Raw genomic sequence first — 16,839 nt, forward strand, 5'->3', positions numbered from 1 at the left:
CAAGCTTGTGCTTGCTGATTGGCTAGCACTGATTGAAGCAGACACGCTGTTGCTCAAGCTTGTGCTTGCTGAGTGGCTAGCACTAATTGAAGCAGATACGCTGTTACTCAAGCTTGTGCTTGCTGATTCAGATGCACTAATTGAAGCAGACACGCTGTTGCTCAAGCTTGTGCTTGCTGATTCAGATGCACTGATTGAGGCAGACACGCTGTTGCTCAAGCTTGTGCTTGCTGAGTGGCTAGCACTAATTGAAGCAGATACGCTGTTACTCAAGCTTGTGCTTGCTGATTGGCTAGCACTGATTGAAGCAGACACGCTGTTGCTCAAGCTTGTGCTTGCTGAGTGGCTAGCACTAATTGAAGCAGATACGCTGTTACTCAAGCTTGTGCTTGCTGATTCAGATGCACTAATTGAAGCAGACACGCTGTTGCTCAAGCTTGTGCTTGCTGATTCAGATGCACTGATTGAGGCAGACACGCTGTTGCTCAAGCTTGTGCTTGCTGATTTAGATGCACTGATTGAGGCAGACACGCTGTTGCTCAAGCTTGTGCTTGCTGATTGGCTTGCTGATACTGATGCGCTTGCTGATTGGCTTGCTGATACTGATGCTGAAGCTGATTGACTTGAGCTTACAGACGCTGAAGTTGATTGGCTTGCTGATACTGAAGCTGAAGCGCTTTGGCTTGCTGATACAGATGCTGAAGTTGATTGACTTGNGCTTACAGACGCTGAAGTTGATTGACTTGCAGATACTGATGCTGAAGCTGATTGGCTTGCAGATACTGATGCTGAAGTTGATTGACTTGCACTTACAGATGCTGAAGCTGATTCACTTGCTGATACAGATGCTGAAGCTGATTCACTTGCAGATACTGATGCTGAAGCGCTTTGGCTTGCAGATACTGATGCTGAAGTGCTTTGGCTTGCAGATACTGATGCTGAAGTTGATTGACTTGCACTTACAGATGCTGAAGCTGATTGGCTTGCAGATACAGAAGCTGAAGTTGATTGACTTGAGCTTACAGATGCTGAAGCTGATTGGCTTGCAGATACAGATGCTGAAGTTGATTGGCTAGCTGATACTGATGCGCTAGTTGATTGACTTGCAGATACTGATGCTGAAGCTGATTCACTTGCAGATACAGACGCTGAAGCTGATTCACTTGCAGATACAGACGCTGAAGTTGATTGACTTGCAGATACTGATGCTGAAGCTGATTGACTAGCTGATACAGATGCTGAAGTTGATTGACTTGAGCTTACTGATGTGCTAGCTGATTGGCTTGCACTTACAGATGCTGAAGTTGATTGACTTGCACTTACAGATGCTGAAGTTGATTGGCTTGCAGATACAGATGCTGAAGTTGATTGACTAGCTGATACTGATGCGCTAGTTGATTCGCTTGNGCTTACTGATGNTGAAGCTGATTGACTTGCACTTACAGATGCTGAAGTTGATTGGCTTGCAGATACAGACGCTGAAGTTGATTGACTAGCTGATACTGATGCGCTAGTTGATTCGCTTGAGCTTACTGATGTTGAAGCTGATTCACTTGCAGATACAGACGCTGAAGCTGATTGGCTTGCTGATACTGATGCTGAAGCGNTTTGGCTAGCTGATACTGATGCGCTAGTTGATTGACTTGCAGATACTGATGCTGAAGCTGATTCACTTGCAGATACAGACGCTGAAGCTGATTCACTTGCAGATACAGACGCTGAAGCTGATTGACTTGCAGATACAGACGCTGAAGCTGATTGGCTTGCTGATACAGATGCTGAAGCACTTTGGCTAGCTGATTGGCTTGCAGATACTGATGCTGAAGCACTTTGGCTAGCTGATACAGATGCTGAAGCTGATTCACTTGCAGATACTGATGCGCTAGTTGATTGACTTGCACTTACTGAAGCTGAAGCTGATTCACTTGCAGATACTGATGCGCTAGTTGATTCACTTGAGCTTACTGATGCGCTTGCTGATTGGCTTGCACTTACAGACGCTGAAGCTGATTGGCTAGCTGATACAGATGCTGAAGTTGATTCACTTGCAGATACAGATGCTGAAGTTGATTGACTTGCAGATACTGATGCTGAAGTTGATTGACTTGCACTTACAGACGCTGAAGCTGATTCACTTGCAGATACTGATGCTGAAGCTGATTCACTTGCAGATACTGATGCTGAAGTTGATTGACTTGCAGATACTGATGCGCTAGTTGATTGACTTGCACTTACAGACGCTGAAGCTGATTCACTTGCAGATACTGATGCTGAAGTTGATTGACTTGAGCTTACTGATGCGCTTGCTGATTGGCTAGCTGATACAGATGCTGAAGTTGATTCACTTGCAGATACTGATGCGCTAGTTGATTCACTTGAGCTTACTGATGCGCTTGCTGATTGGCTTGCACTTACAGACGCTGAAGCTGATTGGCTAGCTGATACAGATGCTGAAGTTGATTCACTTGCAGATACTGATGCGCTAGTTGATTCACTTGCAGATACTGATGCGCTAGTTGATTGACTTGAGCTTACTGATGCTGAAGCTGATTGGCTTGCACTTACAGACGCTGAAGCTGATACAGATGCTGAAGTTGATTGACTTGCAGATACTGATGCTGAAGTTGATTGACTAGCTGATACAGATGCTGAAGTTGATTGACTTGAGCTTACTGATGCTGAAGTTGATTGGCTAGCTGATACAGATGCTGAAGTTGATTCACTTGCAGATACTGATGCGCTAGTTGATTCACTTGCAGATACTGATGCTGAAGTTGATTGACTTGAGCTTACTGATGCGCTTGCTGATTGGCTTGCACTTACAGACGCTGAAGCTGATTGGCTAGCTGATACAGATGCTGAAGTTGATTCACTTGCAGATACTGATGCGCTAGTTGATTCACTTGCAGATACTGATGCGCTAGTTGATTGACTTGCAGATACTGATGCGCTAGTTGATTCACTTGCACTTACAGACGCTGAAGCTGATTCACTTGCAGATACTGATGCTGAAGCTGATTCACTTGCAGATACTGATGCTGAAGCTGATTCACTTGAGCTTACTGATGCGCTTGCTGATTGGCTTGCACTTACAGACGCTGAAGCTGATTGGCTAGCTGATACAGATGCTGAAGTTGATTCACTTGCAGATACTGATGCTGAAGCTGATTCACTTGCAGATACTGATGCTGAAGCTGATTCACTTGCAGATACTGATGCTGAAGCGCTTTGGCTTGCTGATACAGACGCAGAGTGGCTCGCGCTTGCTGAGATAGAAGCTGAGTTCTGGTTGTTAGATGCTGAAGCTGAGGCACTTTGGCTGGCGCTTACTGATGCTGAAGTTGATTGACTTGCAGATACTGACGCTGAAGCGCTTTGGCTAGCTGATACAGATGCTGATTGACTTGCACTTACTGATGCTGAAGCGCTTTGGCTTGCTGATACTGACGCAGAGTGGCTCGCGCTTGCTGAGATAGAAGCTGAGTTCTGGTCGTTAGATGCTGAAGCTGAGGCACTTTGGCTGGCGCTTACTGATGCTGAAGCACTTTGACTTGCAGATACTGACGCTGAAGCGCTTTGGCTAGCTGATACAGATGCTGATTGACTTGCACTTACTGATGCTGAAGCGCTTTGGCTTGCTGATACAGACGCAGACTGGCTCGCGCTTGCTGAGATAGAAGCTGAGTTCTGGTCGTTAGATGCTGAAGCTGAGGCACTTTGGCTGGCGCTTACTGATGCTGAAGCACTTTGACTTGCAGATACTGACGCTGAAGCGGATTGGCTTGCACTTGCTGCAGCTGAAGCGCTTTGGCTTGCAGATACTGATGCTGAAGCACTTTGGCTTGCGCTTACTGATGCTGAAGCATTTTGACTTGCAGATACTGAAGCTGAAGCGGATTGGCTAGCACTTACTGATGCTGAGGCTGAGCGACTTGCGCTAAGCGATGCACTCGCTGAGGCACTGGCCGAACGGCTTGAGCTTACACTTGCTGAGGCTGAGCGACTCGCACTTAGCGATTCACTCGCTGAAGCACTGGCCGAACGGCTTGAGCTTACACTTGCTGAAGCTGAGCGGCTTGAACTAAGCGATGCACTCGCTGAACGGCTTGAACTTACGCTCGCTGAAGCTGAACGACTTGCACTAAGTGAGGCACTCGCTGAGGCACTGGCCGAACGGCTTGAACTTACGCTCGCTGAAGCTGAGCGACTTGCGCTGAGTGATGCACTGGCTGAAGCACTTGCCGAACGACTTGAGCTTACGCTCGCTGAGGCTGAACGGCTTGAACTTGCACTGGCTGAAGCTGAGCGACTTGCGCTGAGTGATGCACTCGCACTTTGGCTTCCTGATACAGAAGCAGATACGCTACGGCTCACGCTCGCACTTGCTGATGCACTTTGGCTCGCAATTGCTGACGTTGATGCACTAATACTTGCTGAGATAGATGCTGACGCACTTTGACTAGCACTAATTGACGCAGAGTCACTCGCGCTCAAACTCATTGAATCTGAAGCTGACTGTGTACTTGTTGATGCTGACGTTGATTGACTTGCAGATGTAGATTCACTCTCATATCTAGGGTTACGAGTAACATTGAAGCTTATTGTAGCTTGATTGACCACTCCTTGACCACCTGCGCCACTAACTCGTACATTGAACAATACCAAGTTCCCTTTGACAGGCGTTGGATAACCCCACATAGTCAAACGTGGTAAATATCCAATCTGACCTTGTTGACTCCGTACTTGCACAACATCCAATCGATAGTTAAGACCAAGTTGTTTCAAACGATTAGTGTCTGTCTCAGAAATATAGAGGGCATCTCTAGCAATATGCTCCTGCTTCCAAGTACCATTAAAGTGCTTGTTTTGTCCATTATGGAAATAAACATGTGTCTCAGGCATTGGTTTATAAGCTGTTTGATCAGGAATTGGATATCTCTTGGCATATTGACCATTTGGTGTATCGGTAAGAAATACACCAGCTTCAGAGTCAATAATACCTGGAATACCTTGGCGGAAACCAGAGTAACCCTTTTTCGGTGCAGTTGTTACTTGCTTATCTGCCGCTTGGTCTTTCTCAGCTTGCTTGGTTGTATCCTTACCTTGGGCTTGGTTCTTATCCGCTACAACACCAGCTGCGATGTTGTTGCTAGTCGTTGCTGCTTGGCTTGTGCTAAGAGCTGCACTTGCCAAACTTTGGTTAGCACTACCTGATACAAGGCTTGCTGCAGGGTTAACCTTAAGGTTGAGAGATGCAGAAGTTGAGGTAGACACAGAAGCCTGTGCTGATGGTTCGCTAACAGCTGATGTACTCTCAACTACAGAGGCAGGTGCTTGAGAGCTTGCTGACTCTGATGGTGTAGAGCTTACTGATGCAGATGCTGTTGCACTTGCTGAAGCTGATACAGGAGCTGATGTTGATTGGCTCGCTGACTCAGATGCTGGAGCAGTTGACTGGCCTGCTGATGTTGAAGCACTTGCAGATGCTGACTGACTCGCTAAGACTGACTGACTTGCTGAGGCAGATTGACTGACTGAAGCTGACTGACTCGCACTCGCTTGAGTCTCAACAGATTGACTGACTGATACAGAAGCTGTTGCAGATGCTTGTTCTGCTTGAGCTTTCTTTACTTCTGCTTGCGCTTGAGCGATGATTGAGTTAGTACTTGTTTCAGTTGTTTCAGCTGCTTTCGGTTCAGCTGCGATGACTGTTTTATCCTTTTCTGCATACTCAGATGTTTCATCCGCATAAACAGTTTGCTCTTGAGTCATCACAAATCCTGCAGCTCCCGCGGCCAGGATTCCCCCTATACCCGCTAGCGTGTTAAAACTAAGGTGTGCGTGATCAAGTTCTTCAGTGTCTGATAGGGTACTAGAGACAACTTCGCCCATCCCACCGATACGGAAGAGATCCAATTGAGAGTTCGAGGCTTTTACCCAGTTTTTACCCGACTTGTATAGCTTATAACGCTTTTTCTCATCTACGATCTCGAAATCTTTGTTAAATTTTTTACTTCGAAACATTCTATTCCTTTCTTTTATCCAATTGCGACCCTTTGTTAACCTCATGATCATTAACAAAGCGTAGTTGCGCTGCCTCTCAAAACCAAAGATAATAAAATCGCAGTCAGTTTCAGTTTTTATCCCTTTGACTCAAAAAGCAGATTCCATATGGAATATACCAGTCGTTCTTATCTAGTATACACCACCTATCATTTTACCAAAACGGATTGCCCTTTTCAAGTAATTATATGCGAAATGACAAATGAAAACACTTAATTTTTGTTAAAAATTCGCTTTTAGAGTTCAAACTATTGAAATTCTCTTACGATTTTCGAAATCAAGCCCATTAATACTTCCAATAAAAAATGACCAAACCATCATTAGAAGAGATCATTTCTTTTGTAAATCCCATACTTTTAATCGTTTTTCAGACGTTTTCGAAAGATACAGATGAGGACAAGATTATTAACGCTTTGGAATCACCCTGTTCTCATACAAAACGGGAAGCCACTATCAACCTTATCATAGTCATTAAACAAAATGCCTTTGATTGTTAGAACTTTGACAATGTCAAAACCAGAATTTTCATAGCTTTAAACATGACAAAAGAGAGAACCAATCTGATTCCCTCTATGCTTCGTTATATGTCACCCACTATAGTTTCCACTTATTTCCATTCTAATCGGCACTCTGCCGAAATTCTGCTCTGCTATACTTGGATTCCCTAGTTGGTAAATCTGGTCTACTTTTTGGGTCATGGCATCCCAAGGTTCTTTGCCAATTCGGCTGACTAGTTGGACTTGGTCTTTCAGAGACTTGAGATGTTGTCTGCCTTCTTCGGTAAAGCCTAAGACATGAATGGCTGCTGGCAAGTCACTTTCTCTGGCCTGCACCAAGATATAGGTCAAGAGGCGTCTGACACGCGCCTTGGTATAGCGCTTGGTCGCAACCGCCTCGACCAATTCTTCCAAAGACTGGGCTGTTTTGATAGCATCCTTGATGCGCACAGCCATTTCTTGATTGACCTGATAGATGGTGGTTAGGTCTGGATTTGACAAGATTTGATAGCGTAGCAAAGGAAAATAGTCATCCCAACTCACCTTACTGGCCTGCTCAAAGAGGTCAACAGAAGGCATAAAGCGTTCTAAGAAATCTTGGTCTGATTGATGCTGGCGGAGAGCTGTTGCAGAGGCAAAGTCCACTTCCTTGTCCACAGAGTGATAGCCAGCACCTTGACGCTGAATAGGATGCAGTTTGATGTTGCGTCCTGCAACCGCCTTGGCATAGGCTAGAGCTAGAACATGATTAGGCGTATTGCCTGAAAAATCTAGACCTGCAAATTCCTTCCACATGGCTTGGGTTTTCTGGGGGTAGGAGAGGGAATCAGGCAGATTTTCCACAAATTTCTCCATCTCAGTACCTTGCTCCATGTATAGGTCAGCAATTTTCTGGTAGTCCAGAACTTCTTCCGTCCCAAAAGCTAGTCTATCAATCCCTAATCGAGCCAAGATATCTACTGCTCCTTGTCCAAAGAAATCAGCTGCCTGAACACTGATTAAAAAGGGCAATTCCACTACCAGATCCGCTCCATTTTCCAGCGCCATCTGGACCCGTGCCCACTTGTCCACGATAGCAGGCTCTCCACGCTGCATAAAATTCCCAGACATGGCCACAATTTTCAACCCTTTAGCCTGTTCCAGCAGGTATTTATGCCCATTATGAAAAGGATTGAACTCCGCGATAATACCTGTGATGGTCATGATGTTCTCCTACTTCTGCGCGACAAAAAACCATCGTTTGCTGGTCTTTGTCGGCTCCTTGTCCTCAAAGTCCGCATAGAGTTTGAAAGACTTGAAACCAGCTTGTTCCAGCAAAATATCATAGGTCAAAACCTCATAAGTTCGCTCCTCATGCACTTCATCGTGGCGACTAAAGGAACCGTCAGCCTCCTTGATAAAGAAGGTCAACTCATGCACGATGGAGTGAGGAGCTTCGTCCTCATAGGTGTCCCAAAGCATGGCGAAATCTTCCGCATTTTCATGGTAAGAATAGCCTGGAAAAACTTCATCTGTCTGGTAGGTCGAATGGACATCAAAGATAAATACCCCATCTTCGTTAAGGGCATTATAGACTTCCTTAAAGACGTCCCCAACTTCCACCTCATCCTGCATGTAGCAGATAGAATCCGAATAACAAGTGACAAAATCATATTTACCAGCCTTAGACAAATCCAGCATGTTGCCTTCAATAAAAGCAATCTTTTGCTTAGCTGATGTCGCTCTCTTTTCAGCAATCTTCAGCATATCCGCGCTCAAGTCAAGCCCAGTTACATCAAAACCAGCTTGAGAAAAGCGGACAGACTGGATACCTGTCCCACAAGCCAATTCCAAGAGTTTCTTTCTCTCCTTGGTCTTAGGCAAATGACGCAGCGAAAAATCCGTCCATTTATCGTATAAACTATCATCCATCACAGCATCGTAAACAGCCGCAAAGGTTTCATAAGTTGCCATAGTCATGATACCAAGTCCGCCCGTAATCGGAATGAAAATTAGGAGCTTGGACTTAGGATCCTGATCCAAGCCAAAGCTATCTATTTTCCGACGATTACAGGACGGGTTCAAATCCTTTCTAAGATACAAAGAGCGTTAAAAGCAAGGAGAAAATAAGAAACTTTCTGCTGTATCGTCAGATACAAAGGAAGTTTATCTTTTTCTCGCAGCTTTTAGCTCGTGTTCAGTTTCGAGATGAACAAAACACGACGCTCTCACCTTTCTATCCATTTTTTCTAAAATAAGCAAATAAAACCCAGTTGCCTGCAACTGAGTTCATCTACTAGGCCAAGGCTTCTGAAATATCTACAGAAGCCGCCTCATGCCATAGTTTTTCTAAGTTATAGTGGGCACGCATTTCTTCTGAGAAGATATGCACAACAACACCACCGAGGTCTAGTAAAACCCAGCCTCCAGCTGTATCACCTTCGACATGACTGCCTTTAAAGCCTGCTTCAGCTACTTTTTCACGGATATTATCAGCGATAGCGTCCAACTGACGGCTATTCATTGAGCTAGTGATAACAAAATAGTCCGTCACGCTGGTCAAATCTTGTACGTCAAGTGCAAGGATATCCTCCGCACGTTTCTCATCAGCCGCTTTCACGACTAGTTCTAGTAATTCTTTTTCGTTCATTTAGTCCTCTTTCAAATAGTGCACAAAGGCGTTATAGGTTTCAAGGGTTTGGGGATAGATGGGAAATCCCTGATGAGCTAGATGCTCCACGGTACGAACTGTTTCGTAGGCCACTGCCTTATTGAGCGATAGCTCAGCAATTTCACGCGCCACATCCACACCTGGAAAGGCGCGGTTGTGCTCGATATAGTCTGCAACGTAGATAACCTTGTCTAGGTCTGTCATCTGACCCGCTCCGACTGTATGGATTTCAATAGCTCGCAGGATTTCTGGATCATGCAAATCCAAGTCTTCCTGAATCTTGTAGATACCAACCATGCCATGCCAGACATTATTTCCCCAGTTTTTGAGGTCAGAATCCAGCTGATAACGGTCAATCAAGTCTAGAAATTCCTGATCTGACAACTTTTTAGCATAGTCATGAAGAAGGCCTGCTAGACCAGCTTTCTCAACATCGACTCCAAATCGCTTGGCAAGCTCTATGGCTGCACGCTCTACACCCAAACAATGGGTTAAACGTTTTTCAGGTAGAAGCTCTGCCATTTTTTCCAACAAAGCCTCACGGGAGCAGTTGATATAGTCTTGATAGGCCATCAGTAGAGCCCCTCCTTCTCGATGTAGTCTAGCACTGGCTGAGGTAGGAGAAAGTTAGGTTTCCGACCTTGGGCAATGAAGTCACGCACCATGCTGGAGGAGATGTCCATGAGAGGCACATCTACCCAGATAACTGGATAGGAAGTCCCTGCCTTGTAGCGTGGACGCTGAACTCCAACAAACTGAACCATGTCGACCAGCTCATTAATTCGGTACCACTTAGGCAGATAGTCCACCATATCAGCCCCGATAATGAAATAATAATCCGTATCTGGATGTTGCTCTGTCAAAATCTTCATGGTGTCGTAGGTGTAGGAAATGCCCTTACGCTCTAGCTCAATGGTTTCAATGGCGAGGCCTTCAATCCCCTCAATCGCCAACTCAAGCATCTTAAGACGATGATGCTCAGGAATGGTTTCCTTTTTATCTACATGAGGTGGTTGGTATTCGGGCATAAGCAAGACCTGGTCCAGTCCTAACTGTTGTCGTACTTGGTCCGCCACAACAAGATGGGCATTGTGAACAGGGTTAAAATTCCCCCCTAAAATCCCGACTTGTTTGCGTTTTTTCTCCTTGATTTCTGGCTCCAACTCTACCTTGGTAAAGGGAGTCAATAATTCGATTGCCATAGGCTCGTCTTCCTTTAATTCTCTGTAAAAACAGTTTCTTGGAGTAGGTGTTTAGATTTCTTTGACTTTTTTAGAAATCTTGCGATTTTCTTTCTTGCTAGATTGTTTATACAAAATCAAGATGCGTCCGATTTTTTGGACAGTATCTACACCGATTTCTTCTTCTAAAATTTCAGCTACTTCGTGGATGTTTTCGTCTGTGTTTTGCAAGAGAGTAACCTTAATCAATTCACGTGCGTCAAGAGCTTGGCGAACACTGGTTTTGATTTGGTCGTTAAGTCCATTTTTCCCGATTTGGATGATGGGTTTGAGGGTGTGTGCCTGACTGTTGAGGAAGGCACGTTGTTTCGATGTTAATGACATAATCTTCTTCCTTGTTTTTTGATAGTTATTTTAGGTGGTGAGGGACGGTCGGAACTAATTTTCCAAAGATCTCATCTTTGAAAAATGGATTTCCTGACCTCACAATTGAGCCTTGGTCTCAATTGTGCCCCTTGCCAATCTAAAGATTGGCAATCACACCACGGCAATAACTATCTCTATATGAGCTCACTTTGTTCGCTCAGCGATTTTATTTTAAATAATTGCTTTTCGTGTGACGACGGCGACGCCTTCTGGTGCCCAGACGGCGACTTTGGCGGTGCCTGTTACGCGGATCCAGCCTAGGCCTGAGATGACTAGGTCTGTCTTGTCCTTGATGGTAAAGACGTGTTGGACTAGTTTTGGAAAATCTTCTTTTTCCTTACTATTTGGTGGTGTTAGAAGGGTTCCGACGTGCTTGTCATAGAAAGCACTAGCTCCTTCAAGCTTGGTACGGTGGAGTTTAAGTTCATTGTCAAAGAAAGCGGTAAAACCTTGCTTTTCTCCTGAAATAAAGTCAAACCGTCCTAAACCACCTAAAAACAGGGTTTGCTCAGGGTTAAGCTGATAGGTTTTGGGCTTGATTTCCTTTTTAGGGCTGACATACTTGAGGTTTTTAGCCGTCAAGTAGTGGGCCATCTGGTGACGGTGAATAATCCCCGGTGTATCGTAGATATAAGATCCGTCATCGAGCGGAATCTCAATCTTGTCCAAGGTTGTCCCTGGGAAGCGCGAAGTCGTGATGACATTCTGGTCGCCCGTGATTTCCTGGATAATAGCGTTGATAAGGGTTGACTTTCCAACGTTGGTTACCCCAACTACATAGACATCACCCCCCTTACGGTAGTGCTCAATTTTGTCAATGACTTCCTTGATGGCATGCTTATTCTGAGCCGAAGTCAGGACGACATCAACAGGACGAAGTCCTTCTTCATGGGCACGCTCCATCAGCCACTGGCTGATCTTACCCGGTTTAACTGACTTGGGCAGGATATCTTTTTTATTTCCAACTAAGAGGACATCATTTCCCGATACAACGCGTGGCAAGCCTGGGATGACAGAGCCATTAAAGTCAAAGATATCAATGACATTGACCACCAAGGCATCACTGTCTCCCACCTCGTGCAAGAGTTTGAGGAAATCATCGTCCGTCAACTGGACATCTGTGATTTCATTGTAGTGGCGGAGACGGAAACAGCGTTGGCAATAGACTTCGCCAGTCTCCAAACCTTTTTCAAGTGCTGACTGGGGGGTAAATCCAAGACCAGCCTTGTCTGTCGTCTGAATGGTTGCTCCACAACCAATACAGAGAATTTCTTCCATAGTTAAATTCCTTTTTTATATGTAATCGGTCCGTACTTTTCAGTGATTTTGCGCATGACACGGCGCTCGCGAGCCCGGTTAATCTGCGTTTTGATCGAGTCGTGTTGGACCAAGGGTTTGACTAAGATCGAGCGAATACCTGCACGGTGAGCTGCTCGTATATCCGTCATGAGTTGGTCGCCGACCATGACCACTTCATTTTTCTCGTAGTGAAATTCCTTCATGGCACGGTCAATCCCAAATGTGAAAGGCTTCAAGGCCCAATAAACGTAATCAATCCCAAACTTCTCAACAGCGCGTTGAACTCGTTTTTTGGTGTTATTTGAGACTACGATAATGCGAATGCCCGCGTCCTGAAGGTCATGTAGCCATTGCTTCATCTCTAGTGTCCCATCAGGGTTATTCCAAGCAATGAGGGTATTATCCAAATCGACCAAAACAGCCTTGATCCCCTGCGCCTGCAGGCTTGGGACTGTCAGATCATAAACTGCTTCCACAGCAAAATCTGGCATATAGTTTTCAATCGCCATTCTGGCTCCTTTTCTTTTTAATTTCTAGCAATTTTCTTTAAACATTGGGCTAAGACTGCCCATAAAATGAGACTAGCTATCAAAATATAAATCCAAGCATTTGGTTCATCTGTAAACGGTAAAGGAACATTCATTCCGAAGAACCCTGTAATAACCGCAAGGATAGCCAGCAAGACTGAGATAATTGTCAAAGTTGTCAAATTATCATTTAGATTATTGTTTAGGATGTTGTTGTAAGAGGCTGAGAGTTGTTGCAAAACTTGAGAAATCAAGTCTGTCATCGAAACCAACTGATGCGCTTCAATCATAGCATCATCAAACTGCTCTCTTTCTACCTCATTAAGATTGCGATAAAGAGCATGCCCTTGGATGTGTTCCAAGAGGAGACGATTTTGTTTAGCAGCAGCTGTCAAGTAAACCATACCGGTTTCCAAGTCAGAGAGGGCAAAAAGATTTTTTTTAGTTGTTTTTTGACGAAGAAGTGCACTGATTTCATCCTTACTTTTATCCATCTCTTCAATAACTGGATAATAAGCATTACTAATAATCTCTAAACTGGCAAAAAGAAATTTGTAGATGGAAATGATTTCATGGCTTTCAAGATAGGTCGCCATACGTTTAATCACATAAGTATTCTTGTGATTGCTGATAGTGATCAACCGTTGTTTTTCAACGATAAAGGTCATCGGAATCGCTTCATAATATTCCTTGTCTTTTTCTAAATCAAGAACATTATAAATGAAGGTTACCGTCCCCGTTTCACGGTTATAATCCATGTGGGCTCGTTCATTTCTATCTAGAGCATACTCGATGGTTTCCTTATCCAATCCATAGACGTCAGAAAGATCTTCCATGTTTTTAATCTTGTCCACATCAAGGTCTATCCAGGTACAATTGTGACCTAGTTTTTTCTCTACAAATAGCATACTCTCTCCTCTACCAAACTCTTTCTATTGTACCACAAATCTGCCAAAATAGCAGACCTACTCTGTACGAGAGAAGTTGCTAACAACAGTGATATTTCGGTTAGGAACAAAATGAAGGGCTTGGTCGTCACTGCGAAGTTGGGTCGTACGGATTCCTACACTAACAACCTTTCCAGATACGGTAATAGGACCATTTGTGAGGACCACTTCGTCACCCACATCAAGCTGGCGTTCAAAGAGGATGAAAAAGCCGTTGATGACATCGGATAGAAAGCCTTGTGCCCCCATCCCAATGGCAACCCCAGCAATCCCCGCCCCAGCAAGGAGGCTGGAAACTGGCAAGCCCAAAATAGACAAGATACAGTAAATCAAAAAGAAATAAAGGGTGTAGTTAAAGATATTCTCAAGCAAACGAGAAATGGTCTTTTGTCTGCCCGCATCCCGATTTGAAAATTTAAGCGAGGGCTTGACAATCTTTCGTACAGTCGCATGAAGCATCTTTTTAGCTATATAAAATAGCAGAAACAAAATCAAAAGAGAGATCACCTTGGTCAAGACATTCTCTAATACAGTTGTTACATCCAATTTATCAAGATAACGTTGAAAAAATTCTTGCATACAAAACTCCTTTTTAGTATTATACCACAAATCATCCCGTTCAAATCCCTCATAAATATTCTGATATTCCCCCAAACTCAAAAAAAGACTTGCCTCAACGGCATATTTATACTATAATCATAAACAATACACTTTGAAGGAGACTATTATGAAAAGAATCATTCGAGCCTGGAACAAGGCCAGCCTCATCAAACGTATCCTAATCGGCATGCTTCTGGGAGCCTCTCTAGGGCTACTTTTTCCTAGTCTGTCGGGGCTCAGCATTCTCGGTGACCTATTCGTTGGGGGTCTGAAAGCCATCGCTCCTGTCTTGGTCTTTACCCTCGTCGCAAATGCCCTCTCACAACATCAAAAAGGGCAAGATACCAATATGAAGACCGTTATTTTTCTCTATCTACTCGGTACCTTTGCAGCTGCCTTGATTGCTGTACTGGCTAGTTTTCTCTTCCCGGTCCAGATTACTCTCAGCAGTGCGAGCACAGAGATTGCCCCACCAGACGGCATCGGTCAAGTTCTCAGCAACCTCCTGCTGAATCTCGTGGACAATCCCCTCAACGCCGTCGTCAAAGCCAACTATATTGGAATTCTATCATGGGCTGTTGTCTTTGGACTTGCTATGAGAGAAGCTAGCAAAAACAGCAAGGAATTGCTCAAAACCATGGCTGGTGTAACTTCCAAGATTGTGGAGTGGATTATCAATTTGGCACCTTTCGGAATTATGGGCTTGGTCTTCAAGACCATCTCTGATAAAGGAATTACCAGCCTTGCTAACTACGGAATTTTGCTAGGACTCTTGATTGCAACTATGGCTTTTGTGGCCCTTGTCATCAATCCCCTCATTGCCTTTCTCCTTATGAGAAAAAATCCTTATCCTCTTGTTTTTAAATGTTTGCGTGTCAGTGGAATTACAGCTTTCTTTACTCGTAGTTCTGCCGCTAATATCCCTGTCAACATGAAACTCTGCCAAGATCTTGGACTCAATCCAGATACCTACTCTGTTTCTATTCCCCTTGGCTCCACTATTAACATGGCTGGCGCAGCCGTAACCATTAACATTCTGACTCTAGCTGCAGTCAATACGCTAGGAATCTCTGTCGACTTTGGTACAGCCTTTGTGCTCAGTGTCGTCGCTGCTATTTCTGCCTGTGGAGCTTCTGGAATCGCTGGTGGATCACTTCTCCTCATCCCTGTCGCTTGTAGTCTCTTTGGGATTTCAAACGATGTTGCCATGCAGGTAGTCGGAGTCGGTTTTGTCATCGGTGTCGTCCAAGATTCCTGCGAAACTGCCCTGAACTCTTCTACCGACGTCCTCTTTACAGCAGTAGCTGAGTACGCGTCGGCACGTAAAAAATAGATTTTTTAAGACAAGTCTTCCAAGCCTTGTCTTTTATACTCTTATTCTAGTATTATAGGAAATTCTCATGTCTATCACCCAACGTACGACAAAACTGATCTTAGCGACCTGCCTCGCTTGTTTTCTCGCTTATTTTTTAGATTTATCATCAGCAGTTTCAGCTGGAATTATCGCTCTCTTAAGCCTCTCCGACACGCGCAGAAGTACGCTGAAATTAGCCCGTAACCGCCTCTTTTCCATGCTCCTAGCACTCGCTATCGGTGTTCTAGCCTTTCAACTGACAGGATTTCACATCTGGAGTCTCGGCCTCTATCTGGCTCTCTACGTGCCTCTAGCCTATAAAATGGGCTGGGAAATCGGCATCACACCTAGCAGTGTCTTGGTCAGTCATCTCTTGGTACAGAAGTCTACCTCTCCAGAGCTCTTGCTTAATGAAGTGTTCCTCTTTCTCATCGGGACAAGCTTTGCTCTATTGGTCAACCTTTATATGCCCTCTCGTGAGAAAGCCATCCAAAGCTACCACCTTCAGGTCGAAGAAAAGTTAAAAGACATCCTGCTTCGCTTTAAGTACTATCTGTCGAGGGGAGACGGACGCAATCAAGCCCAACTCGTTGACGAATTAGATGAGCTCCTTGATGAAGCCCTCAAGCTAGTTTATCTGGATCACTCAGATCACCTCTTTCACCAGACAGACTACCACATCCATTACTTTGAGATGAGACAACGGCAAAGTGGTATCCTGCGAAATATGGCCCAGCAGATCAATACTTGTCACCTGGCCGCAAGTGAAAGTTTGATCTTGGCCCAGCTCTTTTCAAAGATTGCTGTCCAGCTAAGTCAGACCAATCCTGCTCACGACCTGCTTGATGACATTGAACGTTATCTGCAAGTCTTCCGCAATCGGAGTCTTCCAAAAACGCGTGAAGAGTTTGAAACCCGTGCCACCCTCCTGCAGCTACTACGCGAAGCCGAAACCTTCATTCAGGTCAAGGTCGATTTTTATCAGAAATATGGAAATCATAACCACCCGTCTAACGGGTGGTTTGCACCAGGGCTATAAGCCCAAATCACCAGCCAGCGCCTAAAGACGCTGGCTTTCACTTTGTTCAAGTTTCATTGCTCTTGACTCTTCACAAACCTCTCAAAGAGGTGTTCGCATTACTTACCACTATCCCTAAAGGGATCCTCATATTCTTTTACACTTAATTTATCTAATGCTATATCATGCTTTACTCGTTCTCGAATTTTCATACTCGTGAAGAAATCATCCACTGGATAATTTCTTTAATCTTGAATATATTTCTTAATTGTGGCTT

Annotated in this window: 13 protein-coding genes and 2 pseudogenes; 3 read left to right on the forward strand and 12 right to left on the reverse strand. The window is 44.5% G+C overall.

Annotated features, from left to right (window positions below):
* The coding region (locus tag D8803_RS09390) for a KxYKxGKxW signal peptide domain-containing protein (protein ID WP_131200917.1) at positions 1-6,024 on the reverse strand (6,024 nt) is incomplete at its 3' end.
* Positions 6,025-6,383: 359 nt separating this feature from the next.
* Here D8803_RS09390 and D8803_RS09885 point away from each other — a divergent pair.
* A pseudogene (locus tag D8803_RS09885) lies at positions 6,384-6,641 on the forward strand (ISL3 family transposase); the annotation flags it as partial.
* A gap of 9 nt (positions 6,642-6,650) precedes the next feature.
* Here the strand turns inward: D8803_RS09885 and D8803_RS09395 are convergent.
* The 10 genes from D8803_RS09395 to D8803_RS09440 all read right to left on the reverse strand — a co-directional run bounded on the left by D8803_RS09395 (position 6,651) and on the right by D8803_RS09440 (position 14,169).
* On the reverse strand, positions 6,651-7,763 hold the full coding sequence (locus D8803_RS09395; protein ID WP_131200918.1) for a nucleotidyltransferase: 1,113 nt from the start codon (positions 7,761-7,763) through the stop codon (positions 6,651-6,653).
* A gap of 9 nt (positions 7,764-7,772) precedes the next feature.
* Complete coding sequence (locus tag D8803_RS09400) at positions 7,773-8,513, reverse strand: class I SAM-dependent methyltransferase (protein WP_317842877.1); 741 nt, start codon at positions 8,511-8,513, stop codon at positions 7,773-7,775.
* Between the two features lie 322 nt (positions 8,514-8,835).
* Entirely contained in the window at positions 8,836-9,189 is a 354-nt protein-coding gene (gene rsfS, locus D8803_RS09405; protein ID WP_131200919.1) for a ribosome silencing factor, read from the reverse strand.
* Positions 9,190-9,783 carry a bis(5'-nucleosyl)-tetraphosphatase (symmetrical) YqeK gene (gene yqeK / locus D8803_RS09410; RefSeq protein WP_131200920.1) on the reverse strand — a complete coding sequence of 198 codons (594 nt, stop codon included), beginning with the start codon at positions 9,781-9,783 and terminating at the stop codon, positions 9,190-9,192.
* Positions 9,783-10,412: a nicotinate-nucleotide adenylyltransferase gene (locus D8803_RS09415; RefSeq protein ID WP_131200921.1), complete on the reverse strand. Its 630-nt coding sequence runs from the start codon at positions 10,410-10,412 to the stop codon at positions 9,783-9,785. Before D8803_RS09415 ends, yqeK begins: the two co-directional genes overlap by 1 nt.
* Before the next feature lie 51 nt (positions 10,413-10,463).
* Positions 10,464-10,775, reverse strand: coding sequence for a ribosome assembly RNA-binding protein YhbY (gene yhbY, locus D8803_RS09420; protein ID WP_000060171.1), 312 nt, complete (start codon positions 10,773-10,775; stop codon positions 10,464-10,466).
* A 213-nt stretch (positions 10,776-10,988) separates the two neighbouring features.
* Positions 10,989-12,095, reverse strand: a complete 1,107-nt coding sequence (gene yqeH / locus D8803_RS09425; protein ID WP_131200922.1) for a ribosome biogenesis GTPase YqeH — start codon at positions 12,093-12,095, stop codon at positions 10,989-10,991.
* A gap of 2 nt (positions 12,096-12,097) precedes the next feature.
* Positions 12,098-12,625 (reverse strand): YqeG family HAD IIIA-type phosphatase, encoded by a 528-nt coding sequence (locus D8803_RS09430; protein ID WP_131200923.1) that lies wholly within the window; start codon positions 12,623-12,625, stop codon positions 12,098-12,100.
* 17 nt (positions 12,626-12,642) lie between these two features.
* Positions 12,643-13,551 carry a magnesium transporter CorA family protein gene (locus D8803_RS09435; protein WP_000899719.1) on the reverse strand — a complete coding sequence of 303 codons (909 nt, stop codon included), beginning with the start codon at positions 13,549-13,551 and terminating at the stop codon, positions 12,643-12,645.
* Positions 13,552-13,608: 57 nt separating this feature from the next.
* A complete protein-coding gene (locus D8803_RS09440) occupies positions 13,609-14,169 on the reverse strand; it encodes a mechanosensitive ion channel family protein (protein WP_084946949.1) in 561 nt (186 codons plus the stop codon).
* 148 nt (positions 14,170-14,317) lie between these two features.
* Here D8803_RS09440 and sstT point away from each other — a divergent pair, with 148 nt between their 5' ends.
* The gene (gene sstT / locus D8803_RS09445; RefSeq protein ID WP_125424803.1) at positions 14,318-15,523 is read left to right on the forward strand and encodes a serine/threonine transporter SstT; all 1,206 of its coding nucleotides are present in this window, start codon (positions 14,318-14,320) and stop codon (positions 15,521-15,523) included.
* A gap of 67 nt (positions 15,524-15,590) precedes the next feature.
* Complete coding sequence (locus D8803_RS09450; protein WP_131200924.1) at positions 15,591-16,583, forward strand: aromatic acid exporter family protein; 993 nt, start codon at positions 15,591-15,593, stop codon at positions 16,581-16,583.
* A gap of 98 nt (positions 16,584-16,681) precedes the next feature.
* On the opposite strand, the pseudogene D8803_RS09455 reads toward D8803_RS09450, so the two are convergent.
* Positions 16,682-16,768 (reverse strand): annotated as a pseudogene (locus tag D8803_RS09455) (IS200/IS605 family transposase); the annotation flags it as partial.
* Between the last annotated feature and the right edge of the window lie 71 nt (positions 16,769-16,839).

The organism is Streptococcus oralis (assembly GCF_003943385.1).
GTDB lineage: Bacteria > Bacillota > Bacilli > Lactobacillales > Streptococcaceae > Streptococcus > Streptococcus oralis_CA.

Coding starts and splice junctions, on each gene's coding strand:
- D8803_RS09395 (WP_131200918.1), bottom strand. CDS start 7,763: ATGACCATCACAGGTATTATCGCGGAGTTCAATCCTTTTCATAATGGG.
- D8803_RS09400 (WP_317842877.1), bottom strand. CDS start 8,513: ATGGCAACTTATGAAACCTTTGCGGCTGTTTACGATGCTGTGATGGAT.
- rsfS (WP_131200919.1), bottom strand. CDS start 9,189: ATGAACGAAAAAGAATTACTAGAACTAGTCGTGAAAGCGGCTGATGAG.
- yqeK (WP_131200920.1), bottom strand. CDS start 9,783: ATGGCCTATCAAGACTATATCAACTGCTCCCGTGAGGCTTTGTTGGAA.
- D8803_RS09415 (WP_131200921.1), bottom strand. CDS start 10,412: ATGGCAATCGAATTATTGACTCCCTTTACCAAGGTAGAGTTGGAGCCA.
- yhbY (WP_000060171.1), bottom strand. CDS start 10,775: ATGTCATTAACATCGAAACAACGTGCCTTCCTCAACAGTCAGGCACAC.
- yqeH (WP_131200922.1), bottom strand. CDS start 12,095: ATGGAAGAAATTCTCTGTATTGGTTGTGGAGCAACCATTCAGACGACA.
- D8803_RS09430 (WP_131200923.1), bottom strand. CDS start 12,625: ATGGCGATTGAAAACTATATGCCAGATTTTGCTGTGGAAGCAGTTTAT.
- D8803_RS09435 (WP_000899719.1), bottom strand. CDS start 13,551: ATGCTATTTGTAGAGAAAAAACTAGGTCACAATTGTACCTGGATAGAC.
- D8803_RS09440 (WP_084946949.1), bottom strand. CDS start 14,169: ATGCAAGAATTTTTTCAACGTTATCTTGATAAATTGGATGTAACAACT.
- sstT (WP_125424803.1), top strand. CDS start 14,318: ATGAAAAGAATCATTCGAGCCTGGAACAAGGCCAGCCTCATCAAACGT.
- D8803_RS09450 (WP_131200924.1), top strand. CDS start 15,591: ATGTCTATCACCCAACGTACGACAAAACTGATCTTAGCGACCTGCCTC.